The organism is Bacillus cereus group sp. N6 (assembly GCF_016483705.1).
GTDB lineage: Bacteria > Bacillota > Bacilli > Bacillales > Bacillaceae_G > Bacillus_A > Bacillus_A wiedmannii.
In genome coordinates this window covers 42821-69819 of record NZ_JAEHBI010000031.1, presented here as the reverse complement: position 1 = coordinate 69819, position 26999 = coordinate 42821, and the positions used below count along the sequence as shown (strand labels likewise).

Below are 26999 nucleotides of genomic sequence, written 5' to 3'. Positions count from 1 at the left end.
ATCCTTCGTAAATTTTGTCATACAAAAAACTGCACCTCCAATTGTTAGACTGTGTCTAACAATTGGGGTGCAGTTCAATAAACGAGGCTTTTTTTACTTTTTAATTAATGTACCTAATTCTTCTGTAATAGCTTGCATTTCACTGATGCTGAATGTTTCACGTTTCATAACATGCTCATAAATGTCACGTAAGTCTTCGTACATTTCTTCATTAAAGCTAGCAGCTCTCATCGCTCCAGCATTAACCATACGTAATTTTTCTTTAATAGCTTCGACCATATATTCAACGTTTTCTTCTGACTTTACGGATAAATCCACCGAAGTGTCCCCCTTTAAAATAACATAAGGATATCTTAACATTTTTTATCATTTTCGTTAATGAATCTTTTCAATCCTATTAAATTAGTAGGGATTTCCTTTATAATTAATAATTGGTTGTTTATACTATAAGTATATATAAAGAAATGCACCAAGAAGGGAAGAACAAAAATATGGTTCAAGTATTGTTTGTTTGTCTTGGGAACATTTGCCGTTCACCGATGGCAGAAGCAATTTTTCGAGATCTTGTCGTAAAAGAGGGACTCGAGGAGAAAATTGTCATTGATTCTGCAGGAACTGGAGATTGGCATGTTGGCCATCCGCCACATAAAGGAACACAAAAAATTTTAAAAGAAAATGCAGTCACTTTTGAAGGAATTAAAGCAAGGCAAGTAGAAAAAGAAGACTTAACAAAGTTTGATTATATTATTGCCATGGACAACAAGAATATAGCAGATTTAAAAAGTTTAGGTAAAACTGGAGGCTATATTGGTAGACTGTCCGATTTTGTTCCAGACGGTGGCTGGACAGACGTTCCTGACCCTTACTATACAGGGAATTTCCAAGAAGTATATGACCTTGTAACAGAAGGGTGTGCAAAGCTATTAGCTTTCATTCGAAATGAACAAGGAATATGAGGAAGCTTAGAAAGAAATACTTTCTAACATAAGAAATGAAAGGGTGAAGGAATATGGCAAAGAAAAATAATATTGCTCGAAACATTGCGATTGGTGTAGCTGCAGGTGTGGCTGTATCTATGTTGAAGAAGGAAAACCGTGAAAAAGTAAAAAATACTGCGGAAAAAGCAAAAACAAAGATGATTGAAATCGGTGAAAATGCGAAGATAAAAGAAAAAGTGCAAACTGTTACAGATAAAGGACGCGAACTCGCTGACTTCAATGTAGTAAAAGCGAAAGTAGCAGAAATTAAAAAATTGACGCCGTCTGTTGTAGAGACGTTAAAAGAAACGAAAGAAATTTTTAGTAAGAAAAAGGTTGAGCCAGCAGAGAAGCCAGAAACGATTGAAATTCAAGCTGTATCTTCAAAGGTAGATGAGTTGAAAGCAGAAGAAGAGCCAATAGTTGCTGAAGAGGGCGGTATGAAAGAAGCGCGTGAACTATTTATGAAAGACTCAAATGTAGAGGAAAAAAAAACTGAAGCGTACATTGAGTTGAAGCAAGATAAAGAAGAGAAGAAAAGCGTTTAAACATATATGAGAAAAATTTTAGAAAAGGTGAGAAGAAATCGTACTTATTCGTTTGGTAAAGATTTGTATGACCGGACGATGCGCGATGATGTAGCGGGCTTGGCAGCACAGCTCGCTTATTTCTTCTTGCTTGCGATTTTTCCTGGGCTTGTTTTCTTAATTACGCTTCTTGGATTCATTGACCTTCAAACAGAAAGTGTGCTCAACTTATTAGAACCGTACGTACCCGAAGATGCAATGTCTTTAATTGAAGTAAACGTTGATAAAGTTGTAAATGAGCAAAATGGTGGTTTATTATCATTTGGTTTATTATCAATGCTATGGTTTGCTTCAAACGGGGTAAATGCGGTTATGAATGCTTTTAATCGTGCGTATGATGTAACAGAAACACGTTCCTTTATTAAAACGAGAGCTTTATCCATTGTGTTTACATTAGCGATTATTTTTATGATTGTGTTTGCGCTAATTGTTCCAGTGTTTGGACAAGTCATTGGAGCAGCGGTATTTAAAGCAATTGGGTTATCGGATAGTTTTTCTTACGTGTGGAGTATTACGCGATTAGTAGCGAGTTTTTTCGTGCTATTTGCATTGTTTAGTTTTTTATATACATTTGCACCAGATCGAAAGTTAAAAAGAAGAGAAGTCATTTCAGGAGCAACATTTGCTACTGTAGGATGGATTGTGGTATCGTACTCATTTGCTTATTATGTAGATAAGTTTGCGAATTACGCCAATACATATGGTGGTCTCGGTGGTATTATTATTTTAATGTTATGGTTTTATTTGACTGGATGGGTCATTTTACTTGGCGGTGAAATTAATGGTTTACTCCATCATTATAGGACGGGTGACAATAATTCCCGTAATGAAAAGTAAGCTCTTGTTCCATAATAATAGGGAACAGGGGGGATATTTCATGAGTAATAATAAAAAGAATCACAACAATAAAAATAACAATAAACAAAAGAGTAGTTCGCATCCAAAGCATAAAACGAGTGGGAGTGCGAACGGGCATAATAGCTACCATTAAAAGAAACGGGTCCTCTATGAGAGACCCGTTTCTTATTTGTTTCCTTTTAATAATCGTAAGCCATTCAAAATGACAAGAATTGTACTTCCTTCATGCCCAATAACACCGAATGGAAGAGCTAAAAATTGCAAGAAGTTTGAACAAATCAGCATTGCAATTACAGCTAGTGAAAAGATTACGTTTTGCTTTACAATACGATTCATTCGTTTTGATAAGCGGATCGCTTGAGAAAGTCGAGATAATTCGTTTTTCATAAGTACAACGTCTGCAGTTTCTAAAGCTACGTCTGTTCCTTCTCCCATTGCTACACCAATGCTAGCAGTAGCGAGTGCAGGGGCATCATTTATACCATCTCCGACCATTGCTACTGTCCCGTATTTTTCCTTTAGCTTTTTAATCGTTTCAACTTTTGTTTCTGGTAAGCATGATGCGTAATATTCTTTTATATTACTTTCAGAGGCAATAGCTTTTGCCGTTTCTTCATTATCTCCAGTAATCATAATTGCCTCGACACCGATGCTTTGTAATTCGCGAATAGCAGCTATAGTTTCTTGGCGAAGTGTATCTTTTAAAGCGATAAGTCCAAGAATGCCTTCTTCATCACTAATATAAACGACAGTTTTACCTTCTTTTTCAAGTGAGGCAGAAATACCATTATGAAATGTCTTTGTTTCTTCACCGATAAAGTCAGCTTTACCTATTTTATAAGCTTTGTTTTCAAATATTCCTTTGAGTCCAAAACCAGTTACATCTTCAACATTTTCTGGTTTTTTTAATGCAATGTCATACGCATGTTGTGCATATTTAACAATAGATTCAGCTAAAGGGTGTGTAGAGTGACTTTCAATTGATGCTGTAATAGAAAGTACTTCTTTTTCTGTCATACTTTCTCGAACATATACATCTGTTACGGTAGGTTTTCCTTGTGTTAATGTTCCTGTTTTATCAAAGGCGATCGCTTTTACTGAAGCGAGGCGTTCTAAATGTATGCCACCTTTAAAGAGAATTCCATTTCTTGCTCCGTTAGAAATTGCAGATAATGTTGCTGGTGTAATGGCAGCAACGAGTGCACAAGGAGATGCGACTACAAGTAAGATCATAGCGCGATAAAACGTTTCATTCCAGCTCCAGTCAAGTAAGAAATGAGGGACGAACATCATAAGCGCAACAACGAGTAGTACACCTTTTACGTATGTTCCTTCAAACTTTTCGATAAATAGTTGTGATGGTGATTTTTCACTTTGTGCACTTTGGACGAGACGGATAATCTTTTGGAATAATGTTTGATCGCTCGGCTTCGTAATTTTAACTTCGATAGCACCGCGTAAATTTACAGTACCGGCAAATACTTCATCGCCATATTTTTTTTCATTTGGAATAGGTTCTCCAGTAATTGCTGCTTCATCGATATTTGTTTCACCATTATGAATCGTACCGTCAGCAGGAACGCGCTCACCTGGCTTAATTAAAATAATGTCGTTAATTTGTAATCGTCCAACAGGAACACGTTCTTCGGTTCCATTTGAAATACGTAATGCTTCTTCAGGTTGTAAATCAAGAAGCGCTGAAATTTCTTTTTGACTTTTACTTAATGTATAAGATTCCATCGCACCGCTTAGTGCGAAGATAAAGATTAAAATTGCACCTTCTGCCCAGTAGCCAATGATTGCAGCACCGATAGCAGCAAAGAGCATGAGCATTTCGACATTTAGCTCTTTCTCTTCAATGGTATCTTCAATACCTTCTTTCGCTTTTGCATATCCACCAACTATATAAGCAAGGATATAGCAAGTAATGCCTACATTCATTGCATCGTTCTTTGTGAATAACCAACCAGCTAAAATGAAAACACCAGATGCGATTGCAAATATAAGTTCATGATGTTTCTTTAATGTATCCCATAAAGAGGGATGAGAAATAGACTTTTGTACTTGTAATGTTTTTACTTCTGAGTTCATTCTACTCGCTCCTTCCAAATTCTTATTGAGAAAAAGAATCAAAATCGAAACCCCTATAAAACGACGAAAGCTGCCATCCATAATGGATAGCAGCATTTCTGTTGAATCTGATTTTAATAGTTATTATGTTGTAATTATTCTATAGTATATCATATGTTTTCGTTAGATGATATGTTTTGTTTGCGTATAAACTGAAAACTTGTGTTTTCACACTTCCTTTGGTATATATGAATATTGTTCATATAAAGATCGGAAAGGAAGACAACAAGTGAAGACAGAGAAATTTTTTACCCATCCGATTGGCGTACTAATTGCTGCAATAGTAGCGACCTTTTTATGGGGGAGCGCATTCCCATTTATTAAATTAAGTTATGCTGAACTTGGAATTCAGCCACAAGAAGTTGGGGAGCAAATATTATTTGCTGGTTATCGTTTCTTTTTATCTGGAGTCATGCTCTTATTATTCTTTAAAGTATTAGGAAAAGATATGAGCTTCAAAAAAGGAACGGGGAAACAGTTAGTACAAATTGGTTTATTTCAAACATTTCTTCAATATATATGTTTTTATATTGGAATGAGTTATAGTTCTGGCATTGAAGGAGCTATCATTTCAGGAACATCATCATTCTTTCAAATTTTACTCGCTCATTTTTTATATAAAGATGACGCTCTCAATATGAGAAAAATAATTGGGGTCTCTATCGGCTTTTGTGGTGTCATTTTAGTAAATGTACCGAGTGATGGTAGTTTGTCATTCCATTTCGGAATCGGTAGCTTATTACTTCTTAGTGCAGCAATGTTGTATTCATATGGAAACATATTGGCGAAAGAAGGTAGCAAAACATTAGATGTTGGCTATATGACAGCATACCAAATGATTTTTGGTTCTATCGGGCTATTATGTATAGGGGCTTTGCAAGTTGGAGCCATGCCATTTACATTTAGTGTACATGCAATACTTATGCTTCTCTACTTATCTTTCTTATCCGCAGCAGGCTTTTGCATTTGGAATACAATTATGAAGTATAACAAGGTTGGAAAAGTATCAATGTACATGTTCTTTATACCCGTATTTGGTGTGTTATTATCGAGCATGATTTTAGGAGAAGCAATTCATTCATTTGTATTATTCGGTTTAGCATGTGTAGCCGCGGGAATTATCGTGGTGAATCGAACGACAGCTAAGCAGAAAAGGGCGAACGAAAAACAAGTAGCATAGATAACAGGAAAACGATTACAATGGAAGAACAGTACTGTTCTTCTTTTTTTATATAGAAAAAGGATAATAGACTAGGTGTAACGAAAAAAGATACAAAAAGCATTTATTGAGGAGAACATGTTATGAATCTATTTTACATGGTGTTAATTGGACAAATCATTCTTTTTTTAATTGGTGCAATGTACGCAATAGGACAGACAAAAAAAACAAGAAATAATATGCCGTTACCTTTAGCGGTGCGTCTTATTCTTAGTTTTTCTTTAACAGCAAGTGCAATTTGGATATGGTTACAAGATCCATCAGTAGAGTATAGTACGTGGGTTGCACTAGGTATGACGTTATCAACTGTAGGAGATTTATTTATGGCAGGTTTGATTCCAATTGGTCATCGATTAATTGGAGGTATGATTACTTTTGCCCTTGCGCATTGTTTTTATGTAAAAGCATTTTTGCAAACAGGCATCTCATGGAATGGTTTTTGGATTGGTTTACTCGTATACGGACTCTTTCTAATTATAGGATGGTTCTTTTTTATACGAAATGATAAACAAGATAAATTGTTTACGATAGGAGCTCTAATTTACGGATTGTGGGTTGGAGGAATGGCTTGCTTTGCATTCGCCCTATACTATGAGAATATAGGAATATGGTGGATACCGGCTTTTGGTGGTTTACTATTTGTGATTTCTGATTTTATTATAGGCGTGACAGATATTGGAGGACGCAAATTAAAGTATGAACCACTTTGGATTTGGTTTACATATGTAGCGGCTCAAATGTGTATTGTATATGTGGGAATATAAAAAGATACTCTCAAAATAGTGGATAGACTATTTTGAGGGTATCTTTTTTACTGTTCGCAAATAGTGAGATAAATATAGATTATGGTATATAAAAATAATAAATTTATGAGGATGTTATTTTTAAGTTTGTAATATTACAATTTTATAATTCAGAATTTTGTGGAAATTTTACAGTTGAATTCCTTATAATAAAAGTAAAAAGATGATGAGATGGTGGAATGATGCAAAAGAAAAAACGTTTGCGTGAATTCTTTGGAACAATTGCAATTGCATGTTTGTTAGTGTTTTTAGCGAAAATTTTTGTGTTTTTTCCTACGACTGTAAAAGGAGCGTCCATGAAGCCGACGTTACAAGATGGGGATAAGCTGATTGTTAATAAGTTAGCAAAGCAGTTTGAAAGTTATGGGAGAGAAGATATTATTGTTGTGAAGACGGATAATTTTTATGTGAAAAGGGTTATTGGTTTGCCTGGCGATGTAATCGAGGTGAGAAATGATCAATTATATGTGAATCATGAAGTGACACAGGAAGCGTATTTGTATAGTAATAAAAAACAAGCTGAAAAAAAACTTATGAATTTAACAGAGGACTTTGGACCGATTACAATTCCTAAAAATAAGATTTTTGTTATGGGAGATAATCGCTTAATAAGCAGAGATAGTAGAAATGGTTTAGGACTTATTGATAGAGAAGATGTATTAGGAGAATTAGCGGCAATTTATTATCCATTTGAACATATGAAAATAATGAATTAAAGTAAAAAACCAAGCAAACTGAAATTTGCTTGGTTTTTTATGTTAAATCGTAGGAGACTCATTAAATTCATAGACGTCTTCATTGTTTTTGTTTGTACTTAAAACGAATTTGTGTTGCAATAGTTGCAGTTTAAAGAATGCTAACGGATCGTGATAAGTTTCTGGGTTGCTTCTTAATGTTGCTAATGTTTGCTCGTCTTCCTGTATTTCAAGTTGAGCTGCTTCTACATTTTGTTTCAATATGCTAAGTGGATCTTTAAAGAACATCATGATATCTCGTTCTAATGCGCCTTCAAATACTTCAAATTGAAGGAAGAATTGTTTTGAGATTGTTTGAGCAATTTCCGTATAGTCTTCCGTTTCAATGTATTGTTTATATTTGTTTGCGAGCATAGACTGATTTTTTTGCATGTTACCAAATAGTTTTCCCGCACTTTTTAAGAAAAATTGTGTCGGTGTAAAGCGTAATAAAATATTGATGTTCGTTACTGTAATTCTATTTGTCATGCGTACAACATCTCGATGCCAGTCATCTAGTAATTTGAAATCACAAGGAAGTTTCATGCGTTCTTCTTTATATAATTTATTAAACGTTTCACTCATTTCATCTAAATAAGATTGAGCTTGAATAAATTCATTATGAGCTGTTTCAATCCATTCCTGAATAGAACCAGTAAATTTAGGAAGAAGCACTTGTTGTACATGTTTTTGAACTCGTTCGTTCATCGCAGTATTTAATTCTTCATGAACTAATTTGAAGTCGCTATCTTCTTGAACGAGGTCAGAACAACTCTGTAATAATTCAGGAATTTGAGAATGGATATCTCGTGTGATTTCTTCTTTCGTTAAAAGATAAGATTCTGTAATAGAACGAATTTTATCTTTTTCAAGAGCAGTAAGGTTGTTAATAAATCCATTTAATTTAACTGAGATATGTTTATTCCAGCGTACGGATTTCACTAATGTATTTTCTAACTCCACACGTTCATTTACAAGGTATGCGATTGTCTTTTGAGTAAACCATATTAGTTTTTCTATACGTTCTTGTTCCATGTTACGTTCTGCTAGATTAGAAAGAATAGACTCTGTCACGTCTCCAAGTTGCTGGCTACTCTCTTGTGAAGGAGAGTATGGGAAGAACTGTGCATTTTGGAAATGGACTTTAATTTTACTCATTAGTTTTTCGTTATTGGTCGTATTATTTGTGTGTAATACGAAATGAATTTGTAAATTTGGCACTTGTTCACGTAAATAAAGTAATGTATCAAGTTCTTCACCATGTAATGGTGAAGAAGAATTTAATACGTAAATAAGGCTATCTGCTGCTTGTAAGTATTCAAAATATGAGCTATTTTTATCTACTTGCCCTTGAACAGGTGGCGTAACAAGAAATGCAAATTTATTTTTTCTTAAAAATCTACTTGGTAACTTAATTTCTATACATTTTTTCTCAAGTTCTGATTCGGAAGGTGTAGCCATTCTTTGATGGAATTCATCAAAGCTAGGTATATTGTGTACATCTAACGCGGTGAATTCTGTTATTTCAGTTTGGCTATCATCTTTAAATAGAATAGGAGTTGTTACAGTCTCAGTTAAGATGTTCTCTCCTAGTATAGAATTGATGAATGATGATTTATCCTGGTCACTAGTTCCCGCTATTAGTAATTGTGTAACATTTAAATCACACAGTTCGTGAACGAGTAACGTAAATTGATGACTTAAATCCACATCGTTTTTTTCAGCCCATACAGCAATTGTTTCGAATAAATGAGAAACTGTTTCCATATTTACATTTGTTTCAGCTGTTGAATTAGAAAGTAGGGCTCCCGCACTTTTTACGAGTAATGACTCTAAAGTTGTAGGTGAAACTTCATTCCATGCTAACACTGCAGCAGAGACAAATAGGGCATCTTTTGCTTTCGTTAAACTAAACCAATTGGTTAATAAATCTGGTACAAGTCCCTGCATTTCATGCATGAAATGCTCACCAGTAATTAACTCAAAGTACGTATCTTGATAGCGTTCAACAATTTCATGCCAATCGTCATTGTTGTCTGTTTCAATATGTAAGAATAAATGATTTATTGTTTGAATCCAAGGTAGATGCAAGTTTTCATTTTGATAGCTGTTCCAAAGCGCAATAACAAGTTCTTTAAATTGGACTTGATCAATTGCATATAATGCTTTTAAAGATTCATAGAAATATTCTGGTTTGATTTGTTTCGTGAATCCTTGATTCACATAATTGATTAAAGTATCGAACCAGTGTAACGATTTTGTTCGAATTCCTTCTTGAACGGCAAGTTCGATAGCATTATTCCAATCTTCTTGTTTTTCATAGAATGAGCGAGCAATTGCAGTAATATTAGGATAGTCAGGTTGAAATGCAACGGCCTCACTAATCGTCTTAAATGCTAGACCTAAACGATCTTGTTCGATGTACAGAGAAAGAAGTTGTAAGGAAACTTCCATTGTAAGAGTTGTATCTTCCGTTTGAATAGATTGATAAATCTCTTCTGCTTTTGGCAAGAATCCTAGTTCAAAATAAGAATCTGCAATATTTTTGGTTGCCCAAAGTGCAAGTTCGTTATTTACTTTCTCCCATTTAAATATCGCTGCTTCAAAGTCTTTATTTTGGTAATAAAATTCACCTTGAGCAAAGCGGATATTAGAAATGTTGGAGAATTCATTTGTAGATTCATTTATATATGCTTCACCGAGTACTTCTGATACTGGAGTAGAAGTTTCTTCTGTTAAAAATGTTTTATAGTAAACCTTTTGGATAAATTGATTTTCAATGGTCATGTTCGTTCCCCCTGTATAATTTAGAAAAATGATGTTGTATGTAAAGGGTGTATGTTCTTTTAATAGGTAGAAGTTGCATTATATCGACCAAACTATGTTTTTGCTAGATATATCATTTTTCCTGAGAGTTAAACCGTTGCGAAAAGTAACTTTCCTTTATTGTAACAAAAAAACAAGCATATGAATTTTTATTTTTTAATCCCACTATTTACAGATAATAAGACTAGCACTTTAAAAAGCGGTGAATACAAGGGAAGTAGGAGGGAGTCGGGCGCACAATTGGTGTGTGCTAAAAATTAGTGAGGATGAACAAATCACCACTGATTAATGGTTCACTTTCTTCCTGCTAAAGGAATGGATAGAAGTAGAGTTCATTATAAAAACAATGTATAGTGAATATGTATACCATGTTTGTCTGAAAGATAGAAAGGGCACAATGTGGAATAACGATCGTGCATAGGATGTGTTTTCCGAATGGAACAACATATTGGCGAGTTAATCGCGCATTATGGGTATTTTGGAATTATTATAGCGTTGGCCGGTGGAATTGTTGGATTACCGATACCAGACGAGTTTTTATTGACCTTCGTTGGTTATAATGTTTCTAAAGGAGTTATGTCAGGAACTGCTGCTTTTTTAAGCGGGATGGCTGGTGCGATGTTAGGTATTACATTAAGCTACATATTAGGTTTAAAACTTGGACTCCCTGTTTTAAAAAAATATGGACCGAAGATTAGAATTAAAGAACATCACATTGAAAAAACGCATATTTTATTTGAAAAATATGGACCATTTCTTTTAATGATTGGTTACTTTATCCCGGGAGTACGTCATTTAACAGCATATTTTGCTGGGATGTCGAATTTAACACTTTGGCGTTTTTGTTTGTACGCTTACGGTGGTGCGCTTATTTGGATAAGTGTTTTTATTGGACTTGGTTGGAAGTTAGGAGAGAAGTGGCGTTTCGTTGAGTATAGCCTACATCATTACGGAGTATGGATTTTATTCATTTCAGTAGTTGTTACATGTATTGTATGGTTTTATATAAAGAAAAAGAAAAACCGCTATTAGCGGTTTTTTTAGCTGAAAGCAATAAATAATACACCAGCTGTAATAAAGACTACACCAACGCCAGTCATAAAGTTTAACTTTTCACCGAGTATAATCATCGCGAGGATGATAGAAAATACGACGCTTAATTTATCGACAGGAGCCACTTGTGAAACTTTCCCTGTTTTAAGGGCAAGAAAATAAAATAGCCATGACGAAGCACCTGCAACCCCACTTAATGTGATAAAGAGCAGTGCTTTTTTATTTAGCAGTACGTCGCCGATATTTTGAAATTTACCTTGGATAATAATAACGCCCACCATAAATAATGCCATAATAATAGAACGAACCGTTGTTGCAACATTGGCATCGATTCCATCTAAACCAATCTTTCCGAAAATAGATACAAGGGCAGCAGCGATTGCTGATAATAGTGCGAATAAGAGCCATGAACTCATAGTAAAATTCCTCCAATCTTACATTATTATACATGAAAACCATTCTCACGTATAAAGCGAAACTTTAATCAGTGGGATTTTACCGCTCCGCAAATAACGAAATAATCCCCACCTTATATTTCTAATAAGGTGGGGATTATTATACTACTCTGCAATTTCTTCATACAAAAAGTACGTTACATTATAAATATGTTCTACTTCATCGTCTGTCATAAACAATAATTCATCACGCTCAATCCCTTTTTTCTTTTCAATAAACTCAATCATGTTTTTGCGTTCTTCTCTTTTCATCAATTTGATTTCTCCTCTCAATCTGTTTTAATACAGTTTATTTAAGTTACTGCTATTATATAACAGAATCTTTAGAAAGTTCCACCTATTTTATTGTTTTTTTCAGAAGAACTTTTCGACAAAACAAGCCCACCTAAAGGGGGCTTGTTTTATTTTATAGTCGTAAAAACTCGGGCTCCGTCGTACCAGCACCATCGATGTAATAAATTGTGTCGGGATTGATTTTTATTAATACGTAATTAGGGTCTTCAGGACCAAGTAACCAGCGTTTTAAGCTATTATTCCAAAACTTGTTTTTTAATGTGGAGTCTTCCTCGATGGAGGCTAAGCCTTCAACTTCAATATAATCTTCATCTAATTTTTTTCCTTCACGTCCAAGTAGTACATGTACATTTGGATTGTTTTCGATATCTGTTATCTTTTTTGATTTCCGATCTGTTGCAACATATAACACAAAATCTTCGTGGAAAAACATCATAAAGGTACTATGAGGTTTATTTTCACGTACAGTAGATAATACACCAGTTCGTTGACCGCAAATAATAGTTTCAATTTTTTCTTTTAAATGCATGCTTTTAACCCCTGTTCATAATTTATTGTTTTCTCCGTTTAAACAAGATAATTTAAATATCTTTTATACTGTTTTCTTCAATCCGATTTTTTAAACGTAATTGTGATGAAATCGGACAAGTTAGGAGAAGAATAATAATAATATCGAGGAGAAATACATACGATGGAAGGATGAAAAGCATGTTTAATAAAATATTTCTTATAGTAGCGCTGATCGGGGTACCACTTTCTGTACTTGGAAAAATGCTTCATTGGCCTCAAACAATTATGTTCGCTGTGTATTGCATTACTATTATCGCCTTAGCGGGTTTTATGGGGAGAGCGACAGAAAGTTTGGCAATTGTCTCTGGACCTAGAATAGGCGGATTATTAAATGCTACTTTTGGTAATGCTGTTGAACTAATTATTTCGATTTTTGCACTTCAGGCGGGATTAATTGAGGTTGTATTAGCCTCTTTAACGGGTTCTGTACTTGGGAATTTATTATTAGTAGGAGGGCTATCCTTCTTTATAGGAGGGCTTAAATACAAAAGACAAAGTTTTAATGTATATGATGCAAGGCATAATTCAGCTTTATTAATCTTTGCGGTAGTAGTAGCTTTTGTTATTCCAGAGATTTTTTCAATGAAGATGGATGCTGGGAAGACGTATCAATTAAGTATCGGTGTTTCTATCATTATGATTATTATGTACCTTGCTGCACTGCTATTTAAGCTCGTTACGCATCGTGGTGTATATCAACATAAAACGGATGAAGTAGCTCATGAGGAAGAACCAGAGTGGTCGAAAGGTAAAGCGCTACTCATTTTAGCAATAGCGACAATTGCGGTCGCTTATGTGTCAGAGGCGCTTGTGCATACATTTGAGACAGTTGCAAAGTCATTTGGTTGGTCAGAGTTATTTATAGGGGTTATTATCGTTGCAATTGTTGGGAATGCAGCGGAACATGCATCTGCAATTATTATGGCGTATAAAAATAAAGTAAATATTGCAGTTGAAATTGCAGTCGGTTCTACGTTGCAAATTGCCATGTTTGTTGCTCCTGTATTAGTACTGCTTTCTATGTTCCTTGCACAAAGGATGCCTTTAGTATTTACAATACCAGAACTTGTTTCTATGATTACAGCTGTTTTCTTAACGATTGCGATTTCAAATGATGGAGATACAAATTGGTTTGAAGGCGGTACTTTATTAGCGGCGTATGTCATTATGGGAATTGGTTTTTATTTATTATGAAAAATAGGCATAACAATTGTATTGAGAGAAAACAATAAACAAAGTAGTATATATACCTTTACATAGGAAGGAGCCAGACAGGTGAAACGAGTATACAGCATATGTCTTTCAACTATGGTCTCGTTTATTCTATTATTTCCTAACATGAGTTTTGCAAAGACAACGGTAGAAACAAAAATGCCTTCATCTGTTTTAAATATTTCTAAAGACAATACGTTTCCAAATGATGCGCAAGATTTGCCGCGCTTACAACCGAGTAAGTTTGCTCAAGAACTATTGAAAACAGCAAATATTAAAATTGAAAATCCGGACTTAATTCGAATGTTTAATGAAACGACAATTTCGAATGCGCCGCTTGCGGTAGGGTACCGAGCGAAGATTTATCTAGGTCAATGGGCTTTAAATTATGAATCGGTTGATACGTCGATTAATTGGGAATATAAACAAGTAAATCGCAATGTGTACGATAATCGCGGAGGAGATCGCTTATATCCGCTACGCTATAAGCAAGAAACGCAAAAGACGGTTGAAGGTGATTTAACAGCAGATATGAAAAATACTGCGGATGTGAAAAAAATGATGCTTCTCAAAGCACTTGAAAAAGTACAATTGCCACTTGCATTTAAAACGACCATTGGTTATGGTACTGGACATGAGCGTGTGTATAATATTAGTCCGAGTCAACTTGGATATTTATACGCTTATACACCAGCAGTAAATGAAAAAGGAAAAGTAACATTTGGAGAAGTGTACCTTGTGTTAAAAGGAAATCAAAAGAGGCTTGTAGTAAAAAATATTACCTCACAAGGAATCGGAGCTGCTATTCCAATTCATGATCATTTGTATTTTAAATTCATTTCTTCTTCTCACTCGCAATAATATGAAAAAACGTCAGCTTATAAGCTGACGTTTTTATTTATCCCGCTATTTGTGGGCAATTGGTTCAACTAATAATCAGTGGGGAATGAACAAAACCCCCACTGATTAAAGTTGAACTTTAAAATGTTATGTTTGCTGTTTTTGATAAGAAGTCTTCTGTCGGATAGTAGCTATTTTTTACAAGAACATTTGGTCCAAGGCATTTTACTGCAGGACAGTGACAGCTTAATGATTGTGCTGTTTTTGAAGCACTCCATTTGTCATACGCTTCTTGTAGTGTGTTTGTTTGTACGTTACCTAGAAGAGGAACGTCACCGAAATCAGTTACAATAATATTTCCATCGAAAATGTTGACGTTTAAACGAGAACGACCATCTGGATCGTTACGAACTGTTACATTTTTGCTTTCTTGTAATTTCTTAAATGTGGCGATGTCTCGCTCGTCATCGCTACAAGCGTAGAAAGGTAAAGTTCCAAATAACATCCATACATTTTCATCGCGAATTTCTAGTAAATGCTCAATTGCATCTCGAATTTCAGCTTTTGTTAAGATCTCTAGATTACTCGCGAAGTCACTTGGATACATTGGATGAACTTCATGACGTTTACAGCCCATCTCTTCGACAATTTGACGATGAATATGTTCAATATGCGGTAGAGTCCTTTTGTTTAACATCGTTTCGGCTGATACGAGTACACCTGCATCTGATAGAGCTTTACTATTTGTAATCATTCGTTCAAATAATTTTGCACGTTGTTCATAAGTAGGTTTACGTTCCATCATTGCAAATCCACCTTCAACGAAGTCATCAATTGTTCCCCAGTTATGAGATATATGCAATACGTCTAAATAAGGAATAATTTGTTCGTAACGTGCTAAATCTATAGTTAAGTTTGAGTTGATTTGAGTGCGAACGCCTCGTTCATGAGCGTATTTTAAGAGTGGTGTTACATAGTTGTCGACGGATTTCTTTGAAAGCATTGGTTCTCCGCCAGTAATACTTAAAGAACGTAAATGAGGAATCTCATCTAATCGTTTTAATAAAAGTTCCATAGGAAGCGGATTTGGATCTTTCGGCTGTAATGTGTAACCAACAGCACAATGCTCGCAACGCATATTGCATAACGTTGTCGTTGTAAACTCAACGTTTGTTAATAGTAGTTTGCCGTACTCTTCAAGGTCCATATACGCTTCCCATGGATCGTAAGAAGGAGTAATCGGCTTCATTTTTTGTGATATCGTCATATGAAATACTCCTTTGACTATTGAAATAACAATTTGTCCATTCTCTATAATAGAAGAATATGTACTTTTTATAAAGTGAAACTTTTTTGTGAAAAAAGAGAGAGGGCTTACATTTGAATGAATGGCTGTGACAAAATTGATGAAATTTCATGCCCATAGCAATCATTTTTGCGGTATAATAAAAGCATCTCGAATTAAAAGGAGAGTGCCTTCATGGGAAAAGCAATTGAAGATAAAGATTCACAACTAGTATATTTAAAAGAACGTTTAAATATGTTCATTGAAGTAATTGATACAATTGAACCTGAAGAAGTAGAGTTAGAAGATGTAGATCGTCTTCTTGCGATGTTAGATGAATTAGAATTAAAATGTGAGCAATTTAAAAAAGACGAATAATATATTAAAAAGGCTGCCAATGCAAAATTGGCAGCCTTTTTCTGTATGGATAATAGAAGGACGGTAGAAAAAAAGGTATAATCAAGTTGTGAAAAATTTCATTTATGCTTTAATAGCGTGAAACAAATAAAAAGCTGAAGAGCATAACGATGGAATTTTCAGCTCATAACGTTTTGGTAGCGTTCACAATTGAGGGGGAAGTAACAATGGAAAAGCTTCAAGAAAGCATGTATCAACTAATTGTTGAAACGTCAACGAACTTACCGAAAGATGTTCGTCGTGCGATTCAACAAGCGAAAGAACGAGAAAATGCAGGGACTCGTTCTGCGATGGCACTTGGCACAATTACGAATAATATTAAAATGGCTGATGATAACATCTCGCCAATTTGCCAAGATACAGGGATGCCAACGTTTAAAATTTATACACCAGTTGGTGTGAATCAATTACATTTGAAGGAAGCTATCTATAATGCGCTTGAGCGGGCGACAAAAGATGGTAAACTTCGTCCCAATTCTGTTGATTCTCTTTTTGGAGACAATAGTGGAAATAATTTAGGACCAGGTACACCGGTTATTAAGTTTGAACAATGGGAAAAAGATTATATTGATGCACGCTTAATCCTAAAGGGTGGTGGCTGTGAGAATAAAAATATTCAGTATAGCTTACCGTGTGAATTAGAAGGACTTGGACGCGCTGGCCGTGATTTAGAAGGGATTCGTAAATGCCTTCTTCATGCTGTATATCAAGCGCAAGGTCAAGGCTGTAGTGCAGGTGTAATTGGTGTTGGTATCGGGGGAGACCGCACATCAGGTTACGAATTAGCAAAAAATCAATTATTCCGTACATTAGATGATGTCAATCCAGTACCAGAGTTACAAAAACTTGAAGAGTACGTATTAGAAAATGCGAATAAGCTTGGCATTGGTACGATGGGATTTGGCGGAGAAACAACTTTACTTGGTTGTAAAATTGGCGTGTATAATCGTCTGCCAGCTAGTTTCTACATATCTGTTGCGTATAATTGCTGGGCATATCGCCGCCTTGGCGTAACAATCCATCCTGAAACAGGTGAAATTATGGATTGGCTATATCAAGAAGGTGAGGATACACTTCAGCAAGAAGCGCAAGAAAAAACAGAGCAACGTGAGATTGTATTACAAGCACCAATTACAGAAGAGCAAATTCGTGAACTTCGCGTTGGTGATGTTGTAACAATTAATGGCATGATGTATACAGGTCGTGACGCAATCCATAAGCATTTAATGGATAACGATTGTCCAGTAGATTTAAAAGGACAAGTTATTTATCACTGTGGTCCAGTTGTCGTGAAAGATGAAAATGAAAACTGGCAAATTAAAGCGGCAGGTCCAACGACAAGTATTCGTGAAGAACCGTACCAAGGCGATATTATGAAGAAATTCGGTATTCGCGCTGTCATTGGAAAAGGTGGTATGGGTGCAAAAACATTAGCGGCTTTAGAAGAGCACGGTGGTGTATATTTAAATGCAATTGGCGGTGCAGCGCAATATTATGCCGAATGTATTAAAGAAGTAAAAGATGTTGATTTCTTACAATTTGGTATTCCAGAGGCAATGTGGCATTTACGTATCGAAGGATTTAAAGCAGTTGTAACGATGGATTCTCATGGTAATAGCTTACATGCAGATGTTGATAAAACATCACTTGAAAAATTAGCTAGCTTTAAAGAGCCAGTATTTAAGTAAACAAAAATGCATCTCGAATGATTCGAGATGCATTTTTTTGGTATATATAGAAAAACATGTTCAGCATGAAAGAATGCACGGCAACAGAAACTACAAGTACGATTATATATGGAAAGGAGACTATTTATGAAATATAAATGGTTATATATCGGTCTCATTTTTTCAATTATGATGGCACTTGTTCCAGTTTCAGCATTAGCTTATACAAATACTCCACATAACTGGGGAATCCCGCGTCCTAAAAATGAAACAGTACCAGATGCAGGAAAGTTATACACAGATTTACTACAAAAAAATGGTGGGTTTTATTTAGGGGATGCAAAGAAAAAAGATATTTATTTAACATTTGATAATGGGTACGAGAATGGATACACAGGGAAAATCTTAGATGTATTAAAAGAGAAAAAAGTACCGGCAACTTTCTTTGTAACGGGTCATTATATTAAAACCCAAAAAGATTTGTTATTAAGAATGAAGAATGAAGGACATATTATTGGAAATCATTCGTGGAGTCATCCTGATTTTACAACGGTAAATGATGCGAAACTTCGTGAAGAATTAACGAGTGTAACGGAAGAGATTAAAAAAGTAACTGGGCAAAAAGAAGTAAAATATGTACGTCCGCCGCGCGGCGTATTTAGTGAAAGAACGTTGGCTCTTACGAAAGAAATGGGCTATTATAATGTATTTTGGTCACTTGCATTTTTGGATTGGAAAGTGGACGAGCAAAGAGGATGGCAATATGCACATAATAATGTAATGACGATGATTCATCCAGGATCTGTTTTATTACTTCATGCAATATCAAAAGATAATGCAGAAGCACTTGCGAAAATCATTGATGATTTGCGCGAGAAAGGGTATCATTTTAAAAGTCTAGATGACTTAGTAAAAAGCAATCAACCGTAAGCATGTATGCTTGCGGTTTTCTCATGCTATAATGATGTGTAAAAAGGATGGGGAAACGTATGTGGAGCGAACATGTTACGTTAGAGTATCCGTATCATTTTGAAGAGGTATTAAAACGTTTATCTTTTGATCCTCTTAACGTCATTCAATTAGATGAGAAAGTCATTTATGTCCCGCTTTGTATAGACGAGGAACAGATTGTTGTTCGCTTGCAAGGGATTGGTACTGTTCAAAATCCACAGTTTTGGATCTCTAGTCAGGCAGGAGATCAAGAGAAAGTCATGAAACGAATGAGGGCCATTTTTCATTGGAATGAACCGTTTCAAGATATACAAAATCATTTTTTAAACACATCATTACGTCCACTATTTGAAACATATGCTTATACTCCAATTATTTTAGAGTTTGATTATTTTGCTTGTCTTCTTCGCTGTATCATTCATCAACAAATAAATTTGAAATTTGCTACTGTGTTAACAGAACAGTTTGTGAAACGATATGGAACAGAGAAGAACGGTGTATTCTTTTTCCCCACTCCAGAAATAGTAGCAAATATTTCAATAGAAGAATTGAGGGAGCAGAAGTTTAGTCAGCGAAAGGCTGAATATATAGTAGGGTTAGGTCGAAGTATTGTCAGCGGTACATTAAATTTAGCGAGTATAGAAACCAGGGCGGATGAAGAGGTTTCCGCACAATTGTTACCAATTAGGGGGATTGGTACATGGACAGTGCAAAATTTTTTAATGTTCGGGCTTGGACGGAAAAATATGTTTCCGAAAGCGGACATTGGGATTCAGCGTGCAGTGCAAGGTGTATTTCAATTAGATGATAAACCTGATGATGCATTTTTAGAAAAAGTGAAACAAGAGTGTGAACCATACTGCAGTTATGCAGCGTTATATTTATGGAAAAGTATAGAGTAGAGGTGTAATAATGATACAAAAGCAACATGAGAGTAAGTTGGAAGTTGGTCAAACGTTTCCTGTGACAATTAAACGTCTTGGGATTAACGGAGAAGGCGTTGGTTATTTTAAGAGACAAGTTGTTTTCATTCCAGGGGCATTACCAGGAGAAGAAGTTGTTGCTGAAACAACGAAAATTCAGCGTGGCTTCGCTGAAGCGAAAGTGAAAAAAGTTCGTAAAGCTTCACCACATCGTGTGAAAGCACCATGTCCGGTATATGAAGAGTGTGGCGGTTGTCAGCTGCAACATTTAGATTATAAAGAACAATTAAATCAAAAGCGTGATATCGTCGTACAAGCATTCGAGAAGTATATGAACAACAGTTTGGAAGAAAAAATTCGTCCAACGCTTGGTATGGAAAACCCATGGCATTATCGTAATAAGAGTCAATTACAAGTGGGACGTAAAGACGAAAAGGTTATTACAGGGCTGTATAAGCAAAATTCACATCAGTTAATTGATATTGCTCACTGTATGATTCAACATAAAGCAACGAATGAAGCGACAAAAGTTGTAAGACGTATATTAGAAAAATTAAATGTTTCTATTTACAATGAGAAAAAACAAAAAGGTTTAGTACGCACAATTGTGACACGTACTGCAGTTCAAACAGGGGAAGTACAAGTTACACTTATTACAACAAAAGAAGAATTACCAAATAAAGATCAATTTATCGCAGAAGTACAAAAACAGATGCCAGCTGTTAAATCAATTATGCAAAACGTAAACTGGCGTAAAACATCTGTTATTTTCGGTGATAAAACATTTAAATTAGCTGGAAAAGAAGTAATTCAAGAAACACTAGGTGATTTATCATTTGAATTATCAGCACGTGCATTCTTCCAGTTAAATCCAGAACAAACAGTTGTTTTATACGATGAAGCGAAAAAAGCAGCTGCTTTAACAGGCGATGAGAAAATTGTAGATGCTTATTGTGGTGTTGGTACAATCGGTCTTTGGCTTGCAAATGATGCAGCGGAAGTACGTGGTATGGATGTAATTCCAGAAGCGATTGAAGATGCAAGAAAAAATGCGAAGCGTCACGGATTTACAAATACGAAATATGAAGCAGGTAAAGCTGAACAATGGTTACCGAAATGGGTAAAAGAAGGATGGCGTCCAGATGTAATTGTTGTCGATCCACCTCGTACAGGTTGCGATGATAAATTACTGGAAACAATTTTAAAAGTGAAACCAAAACAAGTTGTTTACGTATCTTGTAATCCTTCTTCATTAGCACGTGATGTACAAGCATTAATGAAGAGTTATGAAGTGGAATATGTACAACCAGTTGATATGTTCCCACATACAGCCCATGTAGAAAATGTAGTGAAGCTTGTTAGAAAGTAAAGTTTATTCATATTCCCTCACGATATGAGGGAATATTTTCTATGAAGGAGAGTAAAATGAATAATTATAAATTAACGATTCAGTACGATGGTGCACGTTTTAAAGGATGGCAACGTCTCGGTAATAACGATAATACAATTCAAGGAAAAATCGAGAGTGTCATATCTGAAATGATCGGAAAAGAAATTGAAATTATCGGTTGTAGTAGAACAGATGCGGGTGTACATGCTTTGAATCAAGTTGCTAACTTTCAAAGTGATGAGAAGTTAGTGGAACATAAAGTGAAAAAATATTTAAATCAATATTTACCCAACGATATTAGCATTACGAATGTAGAAGAAGTACAAGATCGCTTCCATGCTCGTTATAATTCTAAAGCAAAAACATATCTTTATAAAATTTGGAATGAAGAGCATACAAATCCATTTATGCGTAAATACAGCATGCATGTGAATAAAAAATTAAATGTGAAAAGCATGAAAGAAGCTGCGAAACATTTAGTTGGTTCACATGACTTTACTGCTTTTTCAAATGCGAAATCAAAGAAAAAGTCTATGGTTCGAGAAGTATATACACTTGAAGTGATGGAAGAAGCAGGATTTGTACAAATTAGAGTAAGTGGTAACGGATTCCTTCATAACATGGTACGAAAAATTGTTGGAGCATTAATTGAAGTTGGATTAGGACAATTAGATGCGGACGCAATCCCAAATATTTTAGAGGAAAAACAACGTAATCAAATTAATTGTCTTGCTGAGGCGAGTGGTTTGTATTTGGAGAATGTTGAATTTTAATAAACAATAAAAAAATCGAGCTGTGTAAGCTCGATTTTTTTATTGTTTTGGCATTAAGAAGATTTTTCTTTCTTCATACGTATCTTCAAATTCCAAAAAGCAGCAAGCATAATAGCTGCAAAGGAGCCGCTAATTGTTGCTAATAGTTTTGCATAAGGATAAGCATTCATATCAACTAGTAACATCATACATACAAGGGTAGGGAAGAAGGCTAAGTAGTGTAATAACTTTAATTTGTTATCATTACTCATATATATCGTTCCTTTCTAGTATGTTATATGTTTATTGTAGCATATTTTCCCAATTTTCATTTGTACTTGGAAGCGGATTCATCCTATATTTGATTAAAGTTTCATTTCATATGTGTAAATGCAATTTTTTAATTCGATATTGTAAGTTTTGCCTACTTAATCCTAAAAACTTTGCAGCCTGTGAGATATTACCGTGATACTCTGTCAGAATTTGATTGATGTAGTTCTTCTCCATTGTCTCTATTGTGTGCTTTAACGTTTTAGGTGCATCATCCTCGTTATTAGTTAGGGAAGGTTGCATATTGAATTCTTTTTTTATTTGTTCACGAAAGCGAGCGGGAAGATGAAACGCTGTAATAATATTTTCATCTTCAACTAAATTCATCGAACCTTCAATGATATGTTCCAATTCTCGTACGTTTCCAGGCCAATCATATGCATACAAGAATTCTCTTACATGTACATCTAGATCCGTTACGCCAAGTCCAAATTGAATGTTGTACTTTTCGATAAAGTGCTGCACAAGATCAGGAATATCTTCTTTTCGTTCACGTAAAGGCGGGAGACATAAAGTAACGACGCTTAATCGGTAATATAAGTCTTCCCGTAATCGATTATGTGTAATAGCTTCAAGAGGATCTTCATTAATAGTTGCTATAATACGAACATCAATTTCTTTTTCTTGTGTGCCTCCGATTCTTCGTATTGTTTTTTCTTGTATAGCTCGTAGTAACTTCGCTTGAAGTGCTGGACTTAATGAGTTGATCTCATCTAATAACAAAGTTCCTCCATTTGCTTCTTCAAATAAACCAGCTTTATCGATAGCTCCTGTAAATGCACCTCGGTTCGTACCAAATAATAAGCTTTCCATGAGTGTATCAGGTATAGCGGCACAGTTTTGTGAAATAAATGGTTTTGTTGAACGTTGACTTTCATTATGGATACTTTGTGCAAATAGTTCTTTACCGGTCCCTGTTTCTCCTACGAGAAGTATGGATGAGGATGTACGAATTACTCTCTTTGCTTCTGTAATGACAGATTGAATAGCATTAGAATCACCGATTATGTGATCAAAGGTAAACTTATTATTTTGTTTTCGAGAAAGGTTCGTTTTCATTGTTTGTTTGAAATGGCTAATCTCTGTTGAAATTTCAATAGCGCCTTTAATTTTTCCGTTTTCTATTATAGGGAAAGTATTGTTAATTGTTGTAATTTCTTGCCCTTTATTGTTAAAATACGTTTGTTTTATATTTTTGTTTGTTTTTCCTAATTTTAATGCCTCTATTAGAGTACTATTTTTATTTTCTTCAAATGCGAATACTTCTAAAGGACTTTTATATAGCACATCTGAGCGTTCCATTGATTCAATTTCCATCATTTTGCGGTTATGAAGATTTTTTTTTGAGAAACCTTCATTTTAAATAGGAATTGGAGATTGGTACGCATTTTGCATAAATAATAGTTGAAATCTCTAAAGGAGGGATATGCAACGTTTCAGTACCGATTAATAAGAAGGAGGAGTTTATAAAGTGAAGATGGTTATAGAAGGCGTGTATAGTCCTTGTTACGGGAAAGTAGAGAAGTTATTTGTTACGGAAAGTTCTTACGTATACGAGTGGGAGAAATTAGCGTTAATTGAAACAATAGATAAACAGAAAGTAGAAATTAAAGTAGGAATCAGTGGATATATCGAATCATTAGAAGTAGTAGAAGGACAAGCTATCGCTGATAAAAAGTTATTAATAACAGTGAGGGATGATCTTTTAATAACAGGTAGTGATTGATACTATGTATTTTGCTCTTTTCAATAATTATTCTTATTATGAACATTTTTAAAAACGCTTACATGAAATGGGTTTCCAAAGTGAAAAGGGGGGATTTATATGATGGATCAAAACCAAGGGTTAAAAAGGGAATTGAAAAGCAGGCACATCTTTATGATTGCACTTGGAGGAGTTATTGGTACCGGTCTTTTTTTAGGATCTGGGTATACAATTCATGAAGCTGGGCCTGGAGGAGCGATTGTAGCGTATCTTGTTGGAGGATTTGTTATGTATTTAACGATGCTCTGTCTTGGAGAGTTAGCTGTTGCGATGCCTGACGCAGGATCTTATCAAACGTATGCTACAAAGCACATTTCCCCTGCAGCGGGTTATGTAGTCGGCTGGATGTCATGGCTAAACTGGTCTGCTACGATAGGTATTGAACTGATTGCAGTTAGTATTTTAATGAAACGATGGTTTCCTGATGTACCGTCATGGATTTGGTGTGTAGCGTTTGCGGTGCTTCTCTTTGCTATCAATGCGTTATCTTCAAGAAGTTTTGCAGAAGTTGAATTTTGGTTTGCAAGTATTAAAGTAATTACAATCATTGCATTTATTATTTTAGGCGGGGCAGCAATGTTTGGTTTTCTAGATATGAAAGGAAATGAACCAGCACCGATGTTCTCTAGCTTTACTGATTATGGTGGGTTGTTTCCAAATGGATTATCAGCCATTTTAATTACGATGATTGCAGTTAATTTTTCCTTCCAAGGAACGGAACTAGTTGGTATTGCAGCTGGAGAGAGTGAAAATCCAGAGAAAACGATTCCGAAGGCAATTAATAATACAGTTTGGCGTATACTTGTGTTCTTTGTATTATCTATTTTCATTCTTGCAGGCTTATTCCCTTGGCAGCAAGCGGGAGTGATAGAAAGTCCATTCGTAGTTGTATTTGATAAAATTGGTATTCCTTATGCAGCCGATATTATAAATTTCGTTATTATTACAGCGGTTCTATCCGTTGCGAATTCAGGATTATATGCAACTTCTCGTATGCTATGGTCTATGTCTAATCAAGGAATGATTAGTCCAATTTTCGGTAAGTTATCTAAAAATGGTGTTCCTATTTATGCATTGATTGTAAGTACAATTGTAGGTTGCCTTTCATTACTATCAGGTATTTATGCGGAAGATACAGTTTATTTATGGCTACTTTCTATTGCCGGGTTCGGGGCGATATTAGTTTGGGCATCTATTGCTCTATCTAACTTGTTGGCTAGAAGGTCATACATTAAGCAGGGCGGGGATGTGAAGGACTTGAAATTTAAAACACCGCTGTATCCATTCGTACCACTGCTTGCGTTAGTATTAAATGTAACAGTAATTGTTGGTATGGCTTTTATTCCAGAACAAAGAATGGCATTATATTGTGGTATTCCATTTATGATTGTTTGTTTACTGTTTTACCGTGCGACAAGAAATAAGGCACGTAAGGTAGAACATATTGAAAAAACGAATACAACAGAGGCAGAAAGTTTGTAAATATATTAGAAACTTATGCTAAAAAAAGAGACTGTAAAATTGTAAACAGTCTCTTTTTTTGTGACAATAAAGCTGGAAACATACTATGTATGCAAAGGGGAACTAGCGATGAATCAAGAAGTTTCACAGCTATTAGAACAGATTGATTTACGAAAAGATGAGTTACTAGAGCTTACAAAGACTTTAATTCGTTTTGAAACACCAGCACCGCCGGCGAGAAACACAAATGAGGCGCAAGAATTTGTTGCAGATTTTCTAAAAAAACGAAATTTTAGCGTTGATAAATGGGATGTATATCCGAATGACCCGAACGTTGTTGGGGTGAGAAAAGGGCTAGAAAGTGACACACATAAAAGTCTTATTATTAATGGACATGTGGATGTAGCAGAAGTATCGGTAGATGAAGCGTGGGAAACCAATCCGTTTGAGCCATTTATAAAAGATGGTTGGTTAGTTGGACGTGGTGCGGCGGATATGAAAGGAGGACTGGCTGGAGCACTATTTGCTATTCAACTGTTACAAGAAGCTGGCATTGAATTACCTGGAGATTTAATCTTTCAATCAGTAATTGGGGAAGAAGTTGGAGAAGCAGGTACACTTCAATGCTGCAAAAGAGGTTATGATGCTGATTTTGCAGTCGTAGTGGATACAAGTGATTTACATATGCAAGGACAGGGCGGCGTAATTACTGGATGGATTACTGTGAAAAGCCCCCAGACGTTTCATGATGCAACACGCAGGCAAATGATTCATGCTGGAGGACGTTTATTCGGAGCGAGTGCGATTGAAAAAATGATGAAAATTGTGCAAAGTTTACAAGAATTAGAGCGTCATTGGGCAGTTATGAAAACATATGAAGGTTATCCATCTGGAACAACAACAATTAACCCAGCTGTTATTGAAGGCGGACGGCATGCAGCATTTATTGCGGATGAGTGCCGGTTATGGATAACGGTGCACTTCTATCCGAATGAAACACATGAACAAATAATAAAAGAAATTGAAGAGTATATTGAGAAAGTAGCGGCTGCCGATCCATGGTTAGGTGAAAATCCACCACAATTTAAGTGGGGCGGAGAATCAATGATTGTGGATCGTGGCGAAATTTTCCCTTCTTTAGAAGTAGATAGTGAACATGAAGCAGTAAAAACTCTTAGCTCAGTACACGAATCAATTCTATCTAAAAATGCAATTTTAGATATGTCTGCAACGGTAACGGATGGTGGTTGGTTTAGTGAATTTCATATTCCAGCTGTTATTTACGGACCAGGTACATTAGAAGAAGCTCATTCAATAAATGAGAAAGTTGAAGTAGAACAGTTAATTGAATTTACAAAAGTAATAACAGCATTTATATATAAATGGTGTCACACGAAAAAATAGATTAGTGTGTTGAAATCGTACAGGTATGTATACTTGTACGATTTTTTAGTGAACTATTTCAGAGTTGAACAGAAACACCTGAAATAGTTCTTTATT

General features: G+C 35.3%; 26 protein-coding genes and 1 pseudogene. 18 read left to right on the top strand and 9 right to left on the bottom strand.

Annotation, left to right across the window (positions count from 1 at the left end):
* Positions 1–93: 93 nt before the first annotated feature.
* Positions 94–318, bottom strand: coding sequence for a DUF1128 domain-containing protein (locus tag JDS99_RS20235; protein ID WP_000366197.1), 225 nt, complete (start codon positions 316–318; stop codon positions 94–96).
* Positions 319–491: 173 nt separating this feature from the next.
* On the opposite strand from JDS99_RS20235, the gene JDS99_RS20230 reads away from it, so the two are divergent.
* The 3 genes from JDS99_RS20230 to JDS99_RS20220 are packed head-to-tail and all read left to right on the top strand — an operon-like array spanning position 492 to position 2401.
* Positions 492–956 (top strand): low molecular weight protein-tyrosine-phosphatase, encoded by a 465-nt coding sequence (locus tag JDS99_RS20230; protein WP_000250910.1) that lies wholly within the window; start codon positions 492–494, stop codon positions 954–956.
* A gap of 53 nt (positions 957–1009) precedes the next feature.
* On the top strand, positions 1010–1525 hold the full coding sequence (locus JDS99_RS20225) for a DUF4075 domain-containing protein (RefSeq protein ID WP_001085384.1): 516 nt from the start codon (positions 1010–1012) through the stop codon (positions 1523–1525).
* Between the two features lie 6 nt (positions 1526–1531).
* Positions 1532–2401 carry a YihY/virulence factor BrkB family protein gene (locus JDS99_RS20220; protein WP_001226530.1) on the top strand — a complete coding sequence of 290 codons (870 nt, stop codon included), beginning with the start codon at positions 1532–1534 and terminating at the stop codon, positions 2399–2401.
* 186 nt (positions 2402–2587) lie between these two features.
* On the opposite strand, the gene JDS99_RS20215 is transcribed toward JDS99_RS20220, so the two are convergent.
* Entirely contained in the window at positions 2588–4513 is a 1926-nt protein-coding gene (locus JDS99_RS20215; protein ID WP_098133564.1) for a heavy metal translocating P-type ATPase, read from the bottom strand.
* Between the two features lie 268 nt (positions 4514–4781).
* On the opposite strand from JDS99_RS20215, the gene JDS99_RS20210 reads away from it, so the two are divergent.
* From JDS99_RS20210 to lepB, 3 genes are all read left to right on the top strand, one after another.
* A complete protein-coding gene (locus JDS99_RS20210; RefSeq protein WP_088061633.1) occupies positions 4782–5732 on the top strand; it encodes a DMT family transporter in 951 nt (316 codons plus the stop codon).
* A 122-nt stretch (positions 5733–5854) separates the two neighbouring features.
* Positions 5855–6535, top strand: a complete 681-nt coding sequence (locus JDS99_RS20205) for a lysoplasmalogenase (RefSeq protein ID WP_088061635.1) — start codon at positions 5855–5857, stop codon at positions 6533–6535.
* A gap of 218 nt (positions 6536–6753) precedes the next feature.
* Positions 6754–7290: a signal peptidase I gene (gene lepB / locus JDS99_RS20200; protein ID WP_087982334.1), complete on the top strand. Its 537-nt coding sequence runs from the start codon at positions 6754–6756 to the stop codon at positions 7288–7290.
* A 42-nt stretch (positions 7291–7332) separates the two neighbouring features.
* Here lepB and JDS99_RS20195 read toward each other — a convergent pair whose 3' ends face one another.
* Positions 7333–10095 carry a tetratricopeptide repeat protein gene (locus JDS99_RS20195; RefSeq protein ID WP_098133565.1) on the bottom strand — a complete coding sequence of 921 codons (2763 nt, stop codon included), beginning with the start codon at positions 10093–10095 and terminating at the stop codon, positions 7333–7335.
* A gap of 474 nt (positions 10096–10569) precedes the next feature.
* Here JDS99_RS20195 and JDS99_RS20190 point away from each other — a divergent pair, with 474 nt between their 5' ends.
* Positions 10570–11166 (top strand): DedA family protein, encoded by a 597-nt coding sequence (locus JDS99_RS20190; protein ID WP_046953695.1) that lies wholly within the window; start codon positions 10570–10572, stop codon positions 11164–11166.
* An 8-nt stretch (positions 11167–11174) separates the two neighbouring features.
* Here the strand turns inward: JDS99_RS20190 and JDS99_RS20185 are convergent, their stop codons facing one another.
* From JDS99_RS20185 to JDS99_RS20175, 3 genes are all read right to left on the bottom strand, one after another.
* Positions 11175–11603 (bottom strand): EamA family transporter, encoded by a 429-nt coding sequence (locus tag JDS99_RS20185; protein WP_000100307.1) that lies wholly within the window; start codon positions 11601–11603, stop codon positions 11175–11177.
* Between the two features lie 144 nt (positions 11604–11747).
* Complete coding sequence (locus JDS99_RS20180; RefSeq protein WP_000817786.1) at positions 11748–11894, bottom strand: BH0509 family protein; 147 nt, start codon at positions 11892–11894, stop codon at positions 11748–11750.
* A 154-nt stretch (positions 11895–12048) separates the two neighbouring features.
* Positions 12049–12465, bottom strand: a complete 417-nt coding sequence (locus tag JDS99_RS20175; protein ID WP_000550224.1) for a pyridoxamine 5'-phosphate oxidase family protein — start codon at positions 12463–12465, stop codon at positions 12049–12051.
* Between the two features lie 179 nt (positions 12466–12644).
* On the opposite strand from JDS99_RS20175, the gene cax reads away from it, so the two are divergent.
* On the top strand, positions 12645–13700 hold the full coding sequence (gene cax, locus JDS99_RS20170) for a calcium/proton exchanger (RefSeq protein WP_142291666.1): 1056 nt from the start codon (positions 12645–12647) through the stop codon (positions 13698–13700).
* An 81-nt stretch (positions 13701–13781) separates the two neighbouring features.
* Positions 13782–14579, top strand: a complete 798-nt coding sequence (locus JDS99_RS20165; RefSeq protein WP_088061643.1) for a YfkD famly protein — start codon at positions 13782–13784, stop codon at positions 14577–14579.
* 118 nt (positions 14580–14697) lie between these two features.
* Here the strand turns inward: JDS99_RS20165 and yfkAB are convergent, their stop codons facing one another.
* Positions 14698–15825, bottom strand: coding sequence for a radical SAM/CxCxxxxC motif protein YfkAB (gene yfkAB / locus JDS99_RS20160; RefSeq protein WP_000156029.1), 1128 nt, complete (start codon positions 15823–15825; stop codon positions 14698–14700).
* A gap of 213 nt (positions 15826–16038) precedes the next feature.
* Here yfkAB and JDS99_RS20155 point away from each other — a divergent pair, with 213 nt between their 5' ends.
* The 6 genes from JDS99_RS20155 (at position 16039) to truA (ending at position 21964) form a co-directional block, all read left to right on the top strand.
* Positions 16039–16221, top strand: a complete 183-nt coding sequence (locus JDS99_RS20155; RefSeq protein WP_000513547.1) for an SE1561 family protein — start codon at positions 16039–16041, stop codon at positions 16219–16221.
* A gap of 206 nt (positions 16222–16427) precedes the next feature.
* Positions 16428–17948, top strand: coding sequence for a class I fumarate hydratase (gene fumA, locus JDS99_RS20150; RefSeq protein WP_199695591.1), 1521 nt, complete (start codon positions 16428–16430; stop codon positions 17946–17948).
* A gap of 126 nt (positions 17949–18074) precedes the next feature.
* Complete coding sequence (pdaA, locus tag JDS99_RS20145; RefSeq protein WP_060486931.1) at positions 18075–18857, top strand: delta-lactam-biosynthetic de-N-acetylase; 783 nt, start codon at positions 18075–18077, stop codon at positions 18855–18857.
* Between the two features lie 59 nt (positions 18858–18916).
* A complete protein-coding gene (locus tag JDS99_RS20140) occupies positions 18917–19780 on the top strand; it encodes a DNA-3-methyladenine glycosylase family protein (protein WP_000269433.1) in 864 nt (287 codons plus the stop codon).
* A 10-nt stretch (positions 19781–19790) separates the two neighbouring features.
* A complete protein-coding gene (gene rlmD, locus JDS99_RS20135; RefSeq protein ID WP_000615214.1) occupies positions 19791–21170 on the top strand; it encodes a 23S rRNA (uracil(1939)-C(5))-methyltransferase RlmD in 1380 nt (459 codons plus the stop codon).
* 56 nt (positions 21171–21226) lie between these two features.
* Entirely contained in the window at positions 21227–21964 is a 738-nt protein-coding gene (truA, locus tag JDS99_RS20130) for a tRNA pseudouridine(38-40) synthase TruA (RefSeq protein ID WP_075313210.1), read from the top strand.
* Positions 21965–22017: 53 nt separating this feature from the next.
* Here truA and JDS99_RS20125 read toward each other — a convergent pair whose 3' ends face one another.
* Entirely contained in the window at positions 22018–22215 is a 198-nt protein-coding gene (locus tag JDS99_RS20125; protein WP_097889303.1) for a hypothetical protein, read from the bottom strand.
* A 106-nt stretch (positions 22216–22321) separates the two neighbouring features.
* A pseudogene (locus tag JDS99_RS20120) lies at positions 22322–23620 on the bottom strand (sigma-54 interaction domain-containing protein); the annotation flags it as partial.
* Positions 23621–23744: 124 nt separating this feature from the next.
* On the opposite strand from JDS99_RS20120, the gene JDS99_RS20115 reads away from it, so the two are divergent.
* From JDS99_RS20115 to JDS99_RS20105, 3 genes are all read left to right on the top strand, one after another.
* Positions 23745–23999, top strand: coding sequence for a biotin/lipoyl-containing protein (locus JDS99_RS20115; RefSeq protein ID WP_000784766.1), 255 nt, complete (start codon positions 23745–23747; stop codon positions 23997–23999).
* A 99-nt stretch (positions 24000–24098) separates the two neighbouring features.
* On the top strand, positions 24099–25520 hold the full coding sequence (locus JDS99_RS20110) for an amino acid permease (RefSeq protein ID WP_000969239.1): 1422 nt from the start codon (positions 24099–24101) through the stop codon (positions 25518–25520).
* Positions 25521–25628: 108 nt separating this feature from the next.
* Positions 25629–26903: an acetylornithine deacetylase gene (locus JDS99_RS20105; protein WP_199695590.1), complete on the top strand. Its 1275-nt coding sequence runs from the start codon at positions 25629–25631 to the stop codon at positions 26901–26903.
* Positions 26904–26999: the final 96 nt, after the last annotated feature.